This is a genomic window from Noviherbaspirillum massiliense JC206, from assembly GCF_000312045.1.
GTDB classification, from domain to species: domain Bacteria; phylum Pseudomonadota; class Gammaproteobacteria; order Burkholderiales; family Burkholderiaceae_D; genus Noviherbaspirillum; species Noviherbaspirillum massiliense.
This window is the reverse complement of record NZ_HE978635.1, coordinates 34,756-49,523: the sequence shown is the minus strand read 5'-3', so window position 1 is coordinate 49,523 and position 14,768 is coordinate 34,756. Positions and strand designations below refer to the sequence as shown.

Annotated in this window: 13 protein-coding genes; 4 read left to right on the top strand and 9 right to left on the bottom strand. The window is 61.0% G+C overall.

Translation table 11 applies throughout. The features are described 5' to 3' along the window. Positions 1-27: 27 nt before the first annotated feature. Positions 28-501 (top strand): hypothetical protein, encoded by a 474-nt coding sequence (locus tag HGHM_RS15695; protein WP_148415695.1) that lies wholly within the window; start codon positions 28-30, stop codon positions 499-501. Between the two features lie 96 nt (positions 502-597). On the opposite strand, the gene hmpA is transcribed toward HGHM_RS15695, so the two are convergent. The 9 genes from hmpA to HGHM_RS15650 form a co-directional block, all read right to left on the bottom strand. Next, on the bottom strand, positions 598-1,812 hold the full coding sequence (hmpA, locus tag HGHM_RS15690; RefSeq protein WP_019142501.1) for an NO-inducible flavohemoprotein: 1,215 nt from the start codon (positions 1,810-1,812) through the stop codon (positions 598-600). Between the two features lie 116 nt (positions 1,813-1,928). Beyond that, a complete protein-coding gene (locus HGHM_RS15685; RefSeq protein WP_019142500.1) occupies positions 1,929-3,686 on the bottom strand; it encodes a histidine kinase famiy protein in 1,758 nt (585 codons plus the stop codon). An 86-nt stretch (positions 3,687-3,772) separates the two neighbouring features. After that, entirely contained in the window at positions 3,773-4,111 is a 339-nt protein-coding gene (locus HGHM_RS21530; RefSeq protein ID WP_019142499.1) for a hypothetical protein, read from the bottom strand. Positions 4,112-4,268: 157 nt separating this feature from the next. Beyond that, positions 4,269-4,748: a CoxG family protein gene (locus tag HGHM_RS15675; RefSeq protein WP_019142498.1), complete on the bottom strand. Its 480-nt coding sequence runs from the start codon at positions 4,746-4,748 to the stop codon at positions 4,269-4,271. Between the two features lies 1 nt (position 4,749). After that, complete coding sequence (locus HGHM_RS15670; protein WP_019142497.1) at positions 4,750-5,991, bottom strand: vWA domain-containing protein; 1,242 nt, start codon at positions 5,989-5,991, stop codon at positions 4,750-4,752. Next, the gene (locus HGHM_RS15665; protein ID WP_026076091.1) at positions 5,988-6,911 is read right to left on the bottom strand and encodes an AAA family ATPase; all 924 of its coding nucleotides are present in this window, start codon (positions 6,909-6,911) and stop codon (positions 5,988-5,990) included. Before HGHM_RS15665 ends, HGHM_RS15670 begins: the two co-directional genes overlap by 4 nt. Positions 6,912-7,017: 106 nt before the next feature. Next, the gene (locus tag HGHM_RS15660) at positions 7,018-7,815 is read right to left on the bottom strand and encodes an FAD binding domain-containing protein (protein WP_019142495.1); all 798 of its coding nucleotides are present in this window, start codon (positions 7,813-7,815) and stop codon (positions 7,018-7,020) included. Positions 7,816-7,828: 13 nt separating this feature from the next. Next, positions 7,829-10,228 carry a xanthine dehydrogenase family protein molybdopterin-binding subunit gene (locus HGHM_RS15655; RefSeq protein ID WP_019142494.1) on the bottom strand — a complete coding sequence of 800 codons (2,400 nt, stop codon included), beginning with the start codon at positions 10,226-10,228 and terminating at the stop codon, positions 7,829-7,831. A 1-nt stretch (position 10,229) separates the two neighbouring features. Next, the gene (locus tag HGHM_RS15650) at positions 10,230-10,706 is read right to left on the bottom strand and encodes a (2Fe-2S)-binding protein (protein ID WP_019142493.1); all 477 of its coding nucleotides are present in this window, start codon (positions 10,704-10,706) and stop codon (positions 10,230-10,232) included. Between the two features lie 274 nt (positions 10,707-10,980). On the opposite strand from HGHM_RS15650, the gene HGHM_RS15645 reads away from it, so the two are divergent. The 3 genes from HGHM_RS15645 to HGHM_RS23405 form a co-directional block, all read left to right on the top strand. After that, entirely contained in the window at positions 10,981-12,015 is a 1,035-nt protein-coding gene (locus HGHM_RS15645; RefSeq protein WP_019142492.1) for an XdhC family protein, read from the top strand. A 413-nt stretch (positions 12,016-12,428) separates the two neighbouring features. Then, the gene (locus HGHM_RS15640) at positions 12,429-13,745 is read left to right on the top strand and encodes an RHS repeat domain-containing protein (protein ID WP_148415691.1); all 1,317 of its coding nucleotides are present in this window, start codon (positions 12,429-12,431) and stop codon (positions 13,743-13,745) included. A gap of 590 nt (positions 13,746-14,335) precedes the next feature. Then, the coding region (locus HGHM_RS23405) for an RHS repeat protein (protein ID WP_161603788.1) at positions 14,336-14,768 on the top strand (433 nt) is incomplete at its 3' end.

Here is a 14,768-nt window from a genome sequence, read left to right as displayed (position 1 = left end):
TGCATGACAACAACCAAGGGAGGATACATGTTGAAGAAGACCGCGCTTGTCCTGTCGGCCTGGGTGCTTGGCATCGCAGCTGCTTTCGCCGCCGAGGGCGACGTGCAGGAACAGATCGTGCAGGAGGTGGGACCGCCCGCCATCCATATCGACTCGACGCAGCTCGGACTGGACGATGGCAAGACCATCCGCCAGGTGTCGCTGGTCAAGCTGTCGGAGAAGGATTACAAGATAACCGACCTCGGCAAAACCAGCGATCCTGGCTATTCGCAATTCCTGTATTGCGCCTTGCGGAAAGTCGCGCTCGAGCGCGGCTTCGATTACTGGCTGCTGCTGCCGGGGCGCTCGCCGAATGTCGCCTACGTCGGCTATCTGGCCGCCGCCACCGATGCGAAGCATGTCACCGCCATGTCACGCAATTCGCTTGCGATCCACTCGGCCCACCAGCCAGCCAGCAAGGTCGAGGCATGCAGGCGGGCCGAACCGCCACAGGCGCACTGAAGGGTCGGAGCAAGCCCGCGCAAGGGCTTGCGGACTGCTGATCGCTCGACCCCGATGCTCCCCTGCCCGGGGCGGTAATGAAGCCGCGGAGGCCGATCACTCGGCGAACAGGTCGGGGCCGAAGACTTCGTAGTGGATTTTCGCTTCCCTGATTCCCTTGCCGAGCAAGGCATCATGCTGCATGCGCATGAAGGGAAGCGGGCCGCAGATGTAGTAATCGGCATCGGGAATCAGTATCTGGTTTGCGATGCGGTCGATATCCACCAGGCCCGGGTAGTCGTAGTCCTTGCCTTCCTGATCACCAGGCAAGGGCTCACTGTAGAAAATGATCGTCTTGAAATGCGGATGCTGCTGCGCCGCCTGGCGCAGGCGGTCTTTCATGGCATGGACTGCGCTGTTGCGCGCGCCATGGACGAATACCACGTCCCGCCCCGGCGACTGCAGTATGCGCTTCAGCATGCTGATCATCGGCGTGAGTCCGACACCGCCGCTGATGAGCACCACCGGCGTGCGTGCATTGACGTCGACGTAGAACGTGCCGTGCGGCGCTGCGACCTTGATGGTATCGCCCGGCTGGACCTGGTCATGCAGAAGAGTCGATACATAGCCCGCCTGTGCCGGATCGGTCCCGCCCTCGCGCTTGACCGAGATCCGGTAGGTGCGGCCGTTCGGCGCATCCGACAGGCTGTACTGGCGGATCTGCTGCAGGCCCAGACGCGGCACTTGCACGGCGACGCTGATGTATTGGCCCGGTTCGAAATCCATCACCGGCTTGCCATCCGCCGGTTCAAGCACGAAAGAGGTGATGACATCGCTCTCGGGCTGCTTGGCGCGCACCACAAAATCACGCCAGCTCACCCATCCGCCCGGCCTGTCGCTGGCGTCCTCCCGTAATTCGCTTTCCATTCCCATCAGGATGTCGGCCAGGTTGCCATAGGCCTGTGCCCAGGCCGAAATGATGTCGTCGGTCGCGGCATCTCCCAGCACTGCCTTGATTGCCGCCAGCAGATGTTCGCCGACGATCGGATACTGGTCCGGCCGCACATCGAGGCTGACATGCTTGTTCGCGATGTTTTTCAGCACGGCTTCGAGCGATTGCGGATCCTCGATGTTGGCGGCATAGGCATATACCGCGCGGGCCAGTGCCTGCTGCTGTTCGCCGCGCTCCTGGTGGCGCATGTTGAAGACATTCTTCAACTCCGGATGGGTACTCAGCAGGTTGCGATAAAAATGCTTGATGATGTCGTAGCCGTGCTGGGCAAGGACGGGCGCGGTCGCTTTGACCGTGTCCTTGGTTTTCTGGGTGAGCATTGGATTTCCTTCTTTCAATCCGGCAGGATTGATTGCCGGATCAGGAACGCGAAACAGGTTTTGACGCTAAGGACAGGCGCAGGTTCGACCCGTGGCGGACTCCGTGACGATCATTGTCAGCCTTCATGCCTGAAAGCTTCGGCCGAATGCTGCTCGCGCGGCTTTTCCAGTGCCTTTCGCACCTTGTCCGCGAGTTCCGCCAGCCTGAACGGCTTGGCCAGGATATTGAACTGGGAACCCTGCTGGCCCCGGCTCTGCAATTCTTCCATGTATCCGGTGGCAAGCAGTACCGGAATAGCCGGTTGTCGCGTCCGTACATGTTCGGCCAGCTGCAATCCATTCATCCCGCCAGGCATGATGACATCGGTAAACAGCAGGTCGATATCGCCGTAACGGTCCAGCATGCGCAAGGCATCCTCGCCGCTCTGCGCGGTGATGACGCGATAGCCTTGCGACTGCAGAAAGCCTTCCGTCAGTTCGCGCACATCCTGGCTGTCGTCGACGACGAGAATGGTCTTGCGGCCCAGGATGGCTTCCGCACTCCAGTTCAGGGCAGGGGTGGCTTCGGGCAAACCGGCAGAGGGTGCGGGATGTGCTTGCTGCACCGAGGGTTCGGCCACCGGGAAAATCATCCGGATCGTGGTTCCCTTGCCCGGCGCGCTGTCGATTTCAAGGTGACCGTGCGATTGGCTGACAAAGCCGTGGACCATCGCCAGCCCCAAGCCCGTCCCCGGTCCCTTGGTGGTAAAGAAGGGTTCGGTGGCCCGCCGCAATACCTCGGGCGTCATGCCTTCCCCTTCGTCGATGACGCACATGACGACATAGATGCCGGGCGGCAGATGATGCGATTCGACGCGGTCCTTGTCGCTGAGAATCGATGTCCCAACTGTCACCTTGCCGCCATGCGGCATGGCGTCGCGCGCATTGATCAGCACATTCAGCAGAGCCATCTCAAGATGGATAGGATCGAGAATGCACGAGGGCACGCCCGGCTTCAGGTCCAGGTGCAAATCCACCTTGTCGCCCAGCGTGCGTACCAGCATCTCGCTGAATTCGACGATCAGCGTATTCAGGTTGACGCGTTTCGGCTCCAGCCGCTGTTTGCGGGCGAAGGTCAGCAATTGCTGGGTAAGCTTTGATGCCCTGCTGGTCGCCTGCTGCGCCCGGGCGATGACATTCGCGATCTGTTCATTTTTCCCCAGCATGCCGAGGGCCAGTTCATGGTTGCCGGCGATCACCTGCAGCAGGTTGTTGAAGTCGTGCGCCACGCCTGCCGTCAGCTGGCCGATCGCTTCCATTTTCTGCGCCTGCAGATAGGCCTGTTCCGACACGCGCCGGCTGGTGATGTCCAGTTGCGACGAAAAGTAGTACAGGAGCTGGCCGTCCTTGTCGAACACCGGGCCGATGAACAGCGCATTCCAGAAGGGCTTGCCGCTCGCCTTGTAGTTCAGGATGTCGACTGCGACGGCACGCTGTTCCTGTAGTGCATGGCGGACTTCATCCACGGTTTGGCGATCGGTGTCTTTCCCTTGCAGAAAGCGGCAATTGCGACCAAGAACCTGTTCTTCCGCATACTCCGTCAGATCGAGGAAAGCGCGATTGACAAACACGATCGGATTGTCCGGCTGATTCGGATCGGTCACTGCCATCGGCATGCGCGTCATCTGCACTGCCGCGAAAAACACATTGTCCCGTTCATCCAGTCCGGGCTCGGAAATATAGCTGGACTGCCAGTGCCGGACTCCGGGATTGCCAAGGGGCGAATAGCTGCTGCCTTCCAGCTCGCCGGCCGCCGGTGCGCCAGCGCTTTGTCCGCCGCCTTGTTCATCCAGAGGTTTTTGTTCGTTTTCCTGCTTGTTGCTGCCAATTGTCATGAGGTTCGTCCAGCCTTGGTGTGGGGCGGCGTGGGCGGCAAGCAATACAGGCGGCTCGCCAGCCAGTTCTCGACCGTGGGCGAGTTCTACACCAGCCCCAGTATTCGTCCCAGCTCGGCGATATACGGACTGTCCCTCAATACTTCTCCCTCCACAGTTGCGGTCACATCCTGCAGCGTGTTGTGTACGCCGTGCAGCCTTTGCCGCACTCTCGGGTCCTGTTCATCGGGGCCCTCCAGCATCTGCTTGAGCGTATTGATTTCCCTCCTCAGATCGTCAGCCTGGGGAATATCCGTGTGCGCCAGTTCTTGCTCCAGGTCATGAACGAGGCGATGTATGCGCTCGAGATTGAATTCGCGATTTTCTGGAGCCGCCTGCCTGGAGGCATCTGAGTTGTAAGCCGGATCATGGCCGCTGGTATTCATTGTGCACGCCTGTGGAAACTGGGAAACACCGACAATTCGATTGCATTCCCGAACAAATGTTCCAGTCCGCGCACAGGCAGGGAAAGTTCGTCGCCGGAAGCACGCCCGCATCGTGCTGTCAGGCAGGTCCAGGTGCCTGGATGTGAGCGAGAATCGGCTATTGTGGCGCAGTTGCCGACATGCCGGCCTGTTCTGTCGTACCGCCGAGTTTTTGGACAAACGCGGCAAAGAAATCATCAGCCATTTTCCTTGCCGCGCCGTCAACCAGCCGGGAACCGATTTGCGCGAGCTTGCCGCCAATCTGCGCGCGTGCGGTATAAGCCAGACGGGTGCCTTCACCTTCGGGGGATAGGGTTACATCCGACTTGCCCTTGGCAAAGCCGGCGACGCCGCCCTGGCCTTCAAAACCGAGCGCATACGCATTCGGCGGGTTCAGGTCGCACAGGTCCATCTTGCCGGTAAACCGGGCGCGCACCGGACCGATCTTCACCGCCATCAGAAGCTTGTAGGAATGTTCACCGTCCGCTTCAAACTGTTCGCAGCCCGTGATGCAGGCTTTGAGCAATTCCGGATCGTTGAGGGCAGCCCATACCCGCTCCTGGGGCGCGGGGATGAAATGCGAACCCGACATGTCCATGTCATTCTCCTGATGATTGGGGTGGTGATAATAATCGTCTGTCATTCGCGCGCCGCGCGTCCCATTCCCGCAGCGCCTCGCCCAGCTGGCTCAGGCTGGCAAGGTTGTGCACCGGTAGGAACAGATCGACATGCGGCAGCATGGCGCGGATTCCTGCCGGCTTCGCCTCGAACCGGGCATAGCGCAAGAGCGGATTGAGCCAGATCAGCCGGCGGCTGGCGAGCTTCAGCTGCTCCATTTCCTTTCCCAGCCCTGCGGCGGCATCGCTGTCGAGCCCGTCGCTGATCAGCAGCACCACGGCGCCCTGGCCCATCAGCCGGCGCGCCCAGCGCTGGTTGAACGCATGCAGGCAGGCGCCGATGCGGGTGCCGCCGGACCAGTCCGCCACCTGGCGCGATACTGCATCGAGCGCCAGGTCCACGTCGCGGTCGCGCAAGGCGCGGGTGATGTTGGAGAGCCGGGTGCCGAACAGGAAGGTGTGCACGCGGTCGCGGTCATTGGTGATCGCATGGGCAAAGTGCAGCAGCATGCGGGTGTAGCTGTCCATCGAGCCCGAGATGTCGCACAGGATCACCAGGGCCGGAGGACGCCGGCGCGGCGCCTTGCGGCGCAGTTCGACGATGCCGCCGGCTTCCCGCATCATCTGCTTCATGGTGTTGCGCAAGTCGACCTGTCCGCCGTGCGCGCGCGGCAGCGAGCGGCGGCTCGGCAGCTCGGGCAGCGGCAGGCGCATGCGGGCGATCATGCGCCGGGCGTCCGCCAGTTCCTGCGGCGTCATTGTGGCGAAGTCCTTTTTCTGCAGCAATTCGCGCGAGGACACGGTGAGCGTCGCATCGATGCTGAGGTCGGGCGGCAGATCCTCGCGCGGACGTGGCGCGGGCGCGTTCGGCAGCAGGGCATGGGCGACGCGCTGGGCGAGCGCAGCCTCGCTGCGGGCAGGCCGGCGCACCCCGCGCAGCAGGCGCAGCAACTCTTCCAGCTGGGTGTCGATGTGATACGGCTCGCGCCAGAACAGCCGGAAGGCCTGGTCGAACACGGCCTGGTGTTCATGCCGGTTGACCAGCACGGCAGAGAGTGCGAAATAGAAATCGTCGCGCCTTTCCACGCCCACCGCCTGCAGGGCTTGCAGCGCATCCACCACTTTCGCCGGGCCGATCGGCAGGCCGGCACGCCGCAGCACGCGGGCGAAATGCATGACATTTTCCGCCAGCTTCATGGTGTCGGGACTTGTGGCGGCGCTCATGATTGGAAGCCGGAAGCATCGCTGCGCGCCTGCTCCACCAGTTGCGCGACCGTCGCGCTGTCGAACTTGCCGATGTCGTCCTGATATTTCAGCACGATGCCGAGCGTGGCGCCGACTGCTTCCGGGTCGAGGCTGACCCGGTCGAGCGCGGCCAGCGCCGCCGCCCAGTCGATCGACTCGGCCACCCCCGGCGCCTTGTACAGTTCCATCTGCCGCAGCTTGGCAATGAAGGCGACGACTTCGCGGCTCAAGGTCTCCGCGGCTTGGGGCGCCTTGCGCCGGATGATCTCGAACTCGCGCGCCTTGTCCGGGTAATCGACCCAGTGGTAGAAGCAGCGGCGCTTGACCGCATCATGGATTTCCCGCGTGCGATTGGACGTGATGACGACCAGTGGCGGCTCTTCCGCCTTGATGGTGCCGATTTCCGGAATGCTCACCTGGTATTCCGCGAGCACTTCCAGCAGGTAGGCTTCGAAGGGTTCATCGGTGCGATCGAGCTCGTCGATCAGCAGGACCGGCGGCCCGTTCTCCGAAGCTTCCAGTGCCTGCAGCAGGGGCCGCCGGACCAGGAAGCGCTCGCTGAAGATGTCGTTTGCCAGCACATCTTTCGATGCCTGCCCCGCCGCTTCCGCCAGCCGGATCTCGATCATCTGGCGCGGGTAATTCCATTCGTACACCGCGCTCGCGATATCCAGTCCTTCATAGCATTGCAGGCGCACCAATCTGCGCTTCAGGCCGCTCGCCAGCACCTTGGCGATTTCGGTCTTGCCCACGCCAGCCTCGCCTTCGAGGAACAGCGGCCGGCCCATGGTCATCGCGAGGTAAAGCGTGGTAGCCAGATGCCGCTCGCCGACATAGTCTTGCGCCGACAGGAGTTGCATGACTTCATCGACGGAAGAGGGGAGCGGAGTGACAGGCATGGGGTTGGGCTGGATAGGTATGGATACGAGGTGCTCTCGGTATCGCCTGTGGGAATTGAAGAAGGTCATTCTCTCCTTCCCCTTGCAGGGGAAGGAGGTCCACGCTCTACTCCAGCGCCCTCGCCACCGCACGACCAGCCAGCACGGGAATCAGATGGGCGCGATATTCCGCGCTGGCGTGGAGGTCGGAGTTCAGTCCACCGGGAGCAATCCTGACCGACTTTGCCGCTTCCGGCGAAAAGTCCGCGGACAGCGCCTGTTCCAGTTCGGTAGCGCGGAAAGCGCAGCCGGCGCAGCCCGTTACCGCCACCCGTACCGCACCGGCCGTGTCCTGACTGACGAACACGCCGACCAGGGCAAACCGGGAGGCCGGATTGATGAATTTCATGTAAGCCGCCCTGCGCGGAATCGGGAAGCTGACGGCGGAGATGATTTCATCATGCGTCAGCGCGGTTTCATACATGCCCAGGAAGAAATCGTCGGCCGCGATCTCCCGGCTGCTGGTCCGGATCGTGGCGCCCAGTGCCAGCACTGCGGCGGGGTAGCAGGCCGCCGGATCATTGTTGGCGAGCGAGCCGCCAATGGTGCCCATGTTGCGCACCTGACGGTCGCCGATGTCGCCCGCGAGGTAAGCCAGGGCAGGAATCGCCTGCCGCACTTCCTCGGACGCGGCCACTTCGGCATGCCGGGTCATGGCACCGATTAGGATCGCATCGCCTTCGCGGCGGATGCCGCGCAGCTCCGGAATGCCGCCGAGATCGACTAGGCTGCCGGGCGAAGCGAGGCGCAGCTTCATTGCAGCCACCAGGCTCTGGCCGCCGGCGAGCGGTTGCGCATCCGGATCGGCGAGCAGGGCGGCGACTTCGCTCAGACTCTTCGGCTGGTGCAGTTGGAATGCATACATGCTGATCTCCTCCTCATGCAGCTTGTTGTGCGGCTGGCCGCGCGGACTGGATGGCGCGCCAGACCCGTTCCGGCGTCGCCGGCATGTCGATATCGGTCACGCCAAGCGGCGCGAGCGCATCGATGACGGCATTGATGACTGCGGGCGGCGAGCCGATCGCGCCGGCCTCCCCGCAACCCTTGGCGCCGAGCGGATTGTGGGTGCAGGGCGTGACGCGATTGCCGACCTTGAAGCTCGGCAGGTCGCCGGCGCGCGGCATGGCGTAATCCATGTAGCTGCCGGACAGCAGCTGCCCGCTTTCCGGGTCGTACACGCAGTTTTCCACCAGCGCCTGGCCGATGCCTTGCGCGAGCCCGCCATGCACCTGGCCTTCGACGATCATGGGATTGACGATCTTGCCGAAGTCGTCCACCGCCGTCATGCCGACGATCTGGACTGCGCCGGTCTCGGGGTCGACTTCCACTTCGCAGATATGCGCGCCGCCCGGATAAGTGAAATTGGTCGGGTCGTAGAAGGCGGTCTCGTTCAGCCCGGGCTCCAGCTTGTCGAGCGGATAGTTGTGCGGCACATAGGCGGAGAACGCCACCTGCGCGAACGGCACGCTGCGGTCGGTGCCGGCGACGGTGAACTGGCCATCCTTGAACTCGATGTCGCTGTCCGCCGCTTCCAGCAGGTGCGCCGCGATCTTCTTGCCCTTGGCCTCGATCTTGTCCAGCGCCTTCATGATGGCCGAGCCGCCGACCGCCAGCGAGCGTGAACCATAGGTGCCCATGCCGAAGGGAACGCGGCCGGTATCGCCGTGCACGATGTCGACCTGCTCGAAGGGCACGCCGAGGCGCGTGGCGACGATTTGCGCGAATGTGGTTTCATGCCCCTGGCCGTGGCTGTGCGAGCCGGTGAACACCGTCACGCTGCCGGTCGGATGCACCCGGATCTCGCCCACCTCGTACAGGCCGGCACGCGCGCCGAGCGCGCCCGCGATGTTGGACGGCGCCAGCCCGCAGGCTTCGATATAGGTGGAATAGCCGAGGCCGCGCAGCTTGCCGCGCCGTTCCGCTTCCGCGCGCCGGGCCGGGAAGCCGGCCACATCGGCCAGTTCCATTGCGCCGTCGAGGCAGGCATGGAAGTCGCCGGTATCGTATTGGAGCGCCACCGGGGTCTGGTACGGGAATTCGGTAATGAAGTTGCGGCGGCGGATGTCCGCCTGGTCGATGTTCATCTCGCGCGCCGCGGCCGATACCAGCCGCTCGACCACATAGGCTGCCTCCGGGCGCCCCGCGCCGCGATAGGCATCGACCGGCGTGGTATTGGTGAACACCCCATCCACTTCGCAGTAAATCGCCGGTGTGGTGTACTGGCCTGCCAGCAGCGTGGCGTAGAGGATGGTCGGGATCGATGGCGCGAAGGTCGAGAGATAGGCGCCGAGGTTGGCCACGGTATGCACCCGCATCGCCAGGAACTTGCCGTCCTGGTCGAGCGCCAGTTCGGCTTGCGTTGCGTGGTCGCGCCCGTGCGCATCGGCGAGGAAGGCTTCGGAGCGGTCGGCCGTCCACTTGACCGGGCGGTTGACTTTCTTCGAAGCCCAGGTCACGACCACTTCTTCTCCGTACAGGAAAATTTTCGAGCCGAAGCCGCCGCCGACGTCCGGCGCAATCACGCGCACCTTGTGTTCCGGCAGGCCGAGCACGAAGGCGGTCAGCAGCAGGCGCTCCACATGCGGGTTCTGGTTCGCCACGTACAGGGTATAGCTGTCGTCGGCGCGGTTGTAATGGCCGAGCGCGGCGCGCGGCTCGATCGCATTCGGCACCAGCCGGTTGTTGTGGATGTCGAGCTTTGTCACATGATGGGCTCGGCGGAATGCTTCATCCACAGCCGCCTTGTCGCCAATCGACCAGGTGTAGCACTTGTTGTCGGGTGCGAGCTCATGCAGTGCCGGCGCGCCCGGCTGCAGCGCTGCACGTCCATCGACCACCGCCGGCAGCACTTCATAATCCACGTCGATCAGCTCGGCTGCGTCCCGGGCCTGCAGGTAGCTGTCGGCAATCACCACTGCCACCGGGTCGCCCACATAGCGCACCTTGCCCTGCGCCAGCGCCGGATGCGGCGGCTCCTTCATCGGCTGGCCGTTGACGTCGGTGATCAGCCAGCCGCAGGGCAGGCCGCCGACCTTGTCGGCCGCCAGGTCTTCGCCGGTCAGCACGGCCACCACGCCCGGCGCCTGCAACGCCTGCTCCTTGTCGATGCTTCTGATCGCCGCATGGGCATGCGGCGAGCGCAGGAAACAGGCATAGGTCTGGCCGACCATCTGCACATCGTCGGTATATTTGCCGCTGCCGGTAGTGAAGCGGTAATCTTCCTTGCGGCGCACGGAAGCACCGATGCCGGTGCCGGCGTCAACAACGGGTGCATTCATGTCAGGCTCCTCTCATGCCGGCGGCGCCTGCCTGCACCGCTTTCACGATGTTGTGGTAACCGGTGCAGCGGCACATGTTGCCGTCGAGCTGATCGCGGATCACCGCCTCGTCCGGTGCCGCATAGTGCTGCGCCACATCGATGGCATTCATCACCATGCCCGGCGTGCAAAAGCCGCATTGCAGGCCGTGGCATTCCTTGAACGCCGCCTGCATCGGATGCAGTTCGCCATTCGGGCCGCTGATGCCTTCGATGGTGGTGATTTGCGCCCCCTGGAATTGCGCGGCCAGGGCGGAGCAGGATTTCACGGCATTGCCGTTGACGATCACGGTGCACGCGCCGCACTGGCTGGTGTCGCAGCCGACATGCGTGCCGGTCAGTTGCAGGTTGTCGCGGATGAACTGCACGAGCAGGGTACGCGGATCCACATCCGCGCGCACTGGCCTGCCGTTGACGGTCAGGGATAGGTTGACGGCCATTTCTGTCTCCTCTTGTGGGCTTGCTGCGTATTAATCCGAATGGGGCTTCGGCGCGGGATGTGATCGCGATAATTAAATGAGTTCTAAGGGCAACCGTACCGCCATACGTAGAAAACTGTTTGTGCAAACTCAAATGCCGTTATCGGCAAGAACGCTACTGTCAGTTGCACCGGTTCGTGGCGCGGCAACACGATTGAAGCCGTGAAGAAACATCTGTGAGCTGCACGCGCAATCGCGGCGCGCCTGCCGGGTACCTGACCAGGAAGAGGCAAACATGGACACGATCGACCTCGAAGTGCTGAAGACATGCGCGAACTGGCTGGATGACGGACGCAAATGCGAACTGGTCACCGTGATCAAGACCTGGGGTTCCAGCCCGCGGCCGGAAGGCGCGATGCTCGCGATCGGCGAAGACGGGCAGGTGGTCGGTTCGGTGTCCGGCGGCTGCATCGAGGATGACCTGGTCGCCCGCGTGCGCAGCGAAGGCATCACGCGCGCCAGCCCGGAAATCGTGACCTACGGGATCACCGCGGATGAAGCGCACCGCTTCGGCCTGCCCTGCGGCGGAACCATCCAGCTCGCGATTGAGCCTTTGTCGGAACGCAGCCGCATCGCGGAGCTGCTGCAGCGGCTGGCCCGGCGCGAACTGGTGGCGCGCCGGCTCGACCTGTTTTCGGGAGAAGTGAGCCTGGGGCCCGCAAACTGCGGCATGAGCCTGCAGGTATCGGCCTCGGCATTGACCACGATACACGGGCCGCGCTGGCGGCTCCTGATCATCGGCGCCGGGCAATTGTCGCGTTTCCTCGCCCAGATCGCGCTGGGCATGGATTACCACGTCACCGTCTGTGATCCGCGCGAGGAATATCGCCAGGGCTGGCAGGTGGAGGGCGCCGACCTGGTGCATGCCATGCCGGACGACCTCGTGCTGGAAATGCGTCTCGACAGGCGCAGCGCGGTGGTGGCGCTCACGCACGACCCCAAGCTGGACGACCTCGCGCTGATGGAAGCCCTGAAGTCCGAGGCCTTCTACGTCGGCGCCATCGGCTCGCGCGCCAACAATGCCAAGCGGCGCGAACGCCTGAAGGAATTCGACCTGACCGAAGAACAGATCGCGCGCCTGCACGGCCCGATCGGCTTGTACATCGGCAGCAAGACGCCGGCGGAAATCGCCATCTCCATCCTGGCCGAACTGACCGCCGTGAAGAACGGCGTTGTCTTGCCTGAGGCGGTGCGGGTGCAGGCGGCCAAGGATGCGGCGCAGGCGACGCCAACGGCGGCGGTGTGCGGAGTGGATCAGAACACGGCGTAGATTCGACGCATTTTCTCCCGGGATTAAGCATCGCGTTTCATTCTTCCTAAGCCATCACACAAAATGATCGCAGTTCTCTTTTTGTCCTCTTTTCGGCCATCCACTGAGCGCTAACTTGCTCGGCATCCCAACTCTCGGATTCCAGTGTCAATCAGTAGAGGCAGGCAAGCACCTGTAATTCATGAACCGCGGGCCTGGTTCGGCATACCTTTGATAAGCTCGCCTGCCGCTACGATGCCAATGGCAACCAGACCGGCTGGGACCATGACAGGAATGGCACCCGCCGCACCATCATCTGGGATGATGAAAACCGCATCCAGTCACTCTTCGACAATGGCCATGAAAAGAGCTATGTCTACGACGACCAGGGTGAGCGGGTGATCAAGCGCGGGCCGCAAGGCGAGACCGTGTACGTGAACCAGTGGTTCACGGTCAGGAACCGCGAAGTGGCATCCAAGCACGTGTTCATTGGCACGACAAGAATAGCCACGGCCCTGGTGCCGGGGGTGAAAGCGCTCAATGGCGGCACGGAGCCCAGTGGCACGGGCAACAACGGCACCAGCAGCCGCTTGCCGGCGCCGGCCCAGCGCGCCTCGGGCATCCTGAATGCCATGGGCATCCAGCAGCGCAGTGCGGTGGCGGCGCAGCGCGCGCGCAACCTGGAAAAGAACCCGCACTATGCCAACCCGGCACCGGCGACCCCGGGCGCCGGCACGGCCACCAACCAGGACAACTTCCTGTACTTCTACCATCCCGACCATCTCGGTTCATCGAGCTATGTGACCGATGTGAGCGGGCGGCCGTATGAACACCTGGAATACTTCCCGTTTGGCGAAACCTGGGTGCAGGAAAGCAGCAATACCCAGCGCACGCCGTACCTGTTTACCGGCAAGGAACTGGATGAAGAGACGGGGCTGTATTACTTCGGGGCGCGGTATTACGACCCAAGGACCAGCGTGTGGCAGAGCCCGGATCCGATATTGGCTGCATATTTAGACGGAAAGAGAAATGGAGGAACATTTAAGTCCACTCGATTAGCACTGTACACATACACGAGTCACAATCCGTTGAAATTCATTGATCCAGATGGAAATGCTGAACTATCAGTTGGTAAAGATTTAGGCCCCGGGGACTGGCATCCATATCATCGGATTTTCAACATGGATACATGGAAATCCGCAAACGCTTATAACTTACAACAAGCAAACGGTGCAAAGGAATACTCTACTATTGGGCAACGCCAAGATTTTTACGCATGGTTCCAAAGCGCTACGGATCAAAAGGGATTTGAGACGAAGTGGCCTGGTGCGGCGTCTAATGTTGCTCGCGGCGTTGATGTAATGGCACAAACAATAGGTGACTTTAGCTCTAACATTCGTAATTTTGCTAATGACGGAAACCGATCTATCTTTGAAGATGCTCTCCCAAAGCTCAGAGCTCTATATAACGGACCAACCTTAAAAGGTGACGATGCATTTAAGTGGGACGCGAAAACCCTTTCGCAAGAGCAGCATTTGGTACAACCTCTTTATGAGGCAGCTAAAAAAGGAGGGTTCTTCGGCTTTATTGAATCTTCAGCAAAACAGTCCAGCCCTATCTACAGCGTTCCAGGTTCTTTAATGGGACTCCCTCCTTTCAAGGGGGACATTAGTAAGCCAGCAGATAGGTGGAACTATGGAATGAGAAACATGGGGTACGACGTTAAACCATCAGATATGCCAGCTCCTTAAGCCGTTCCTTTAATGTAGTACGACTGAACATGGAAGTAATGAATATGAATATAAGGAACTTTTATATTGTTGCTATCGTGTTTTTCTATATAAGTATTCCGGTAGCTTTTTCTATCGATAAAGTCATCTTTTTCGTGAAGGGACACGATAAAGAACTAATATTTGAAAAAAAGAATACGTATAACGACCCTAATAAAGTTAAGCAGTATTACGACGCCTATAAAAAGGCGTCAGGATTAATCGTTCTGTCTTCTAGATTAATTCTGCTGCTCTGGATCGCCATATTAATTTTTTCATTCGTGATGATAAAGAAAGGGGTTAGTGTTCCATTTAAGTTAGAAATAATTACTTCTTCCGTTTCCTCTATCTTGGTACTGATTACTGTTGTACCAATCCTGATCTTTGGTAAGGGATGGCCACCCAGGTTTTTTTAAAGTTGTCTGTCCCGTCCAAAGGCTAATAGGGGACAAACCACGATTAACATTTATTCGGAATATCAGGGCCAGGTCTTACCTTTCGTCCAAGGCAAACATATAGGATCAAACGCGGCATAGTTTCATCGCCTGCCATCCGCTCCGTTCTTTAACAATTTGATTGGCTTCGGCCAAGCTGGCGTCTTCAATGAAGCGGTCGACTACATCGTCGCCTCCAAGACCCAGGGCAACAGCCCCAACAGCCCGGAAGTCTGGACCACCGATTACCTGTTCGACACCTTTGGCCGCTTGCAGCGCCTGGTCTACCCGGATGGGGAAGTCTTGAGCTTTGCGTATGACGCCGGCGGCAACGTGCAGTTTGCCCAGGGCCAGAAACAGGGCCAGCTGTTCACGTACCTGACGCGCCTGGAATACGACAAGTTCGAGCAGCGCGCGTACATGGCGTATGGCAACGGCATCCGCACCCAGTACACCTACCACCCGCAAAACCGCCGGTTGAACAGCCTGGAAGCCAGCGGGCAGGGCCGCACGCTGCAAAACCTGGCCTACCGCTACGACAATGTCGGCAATATCCTCGGGCTGAACAACC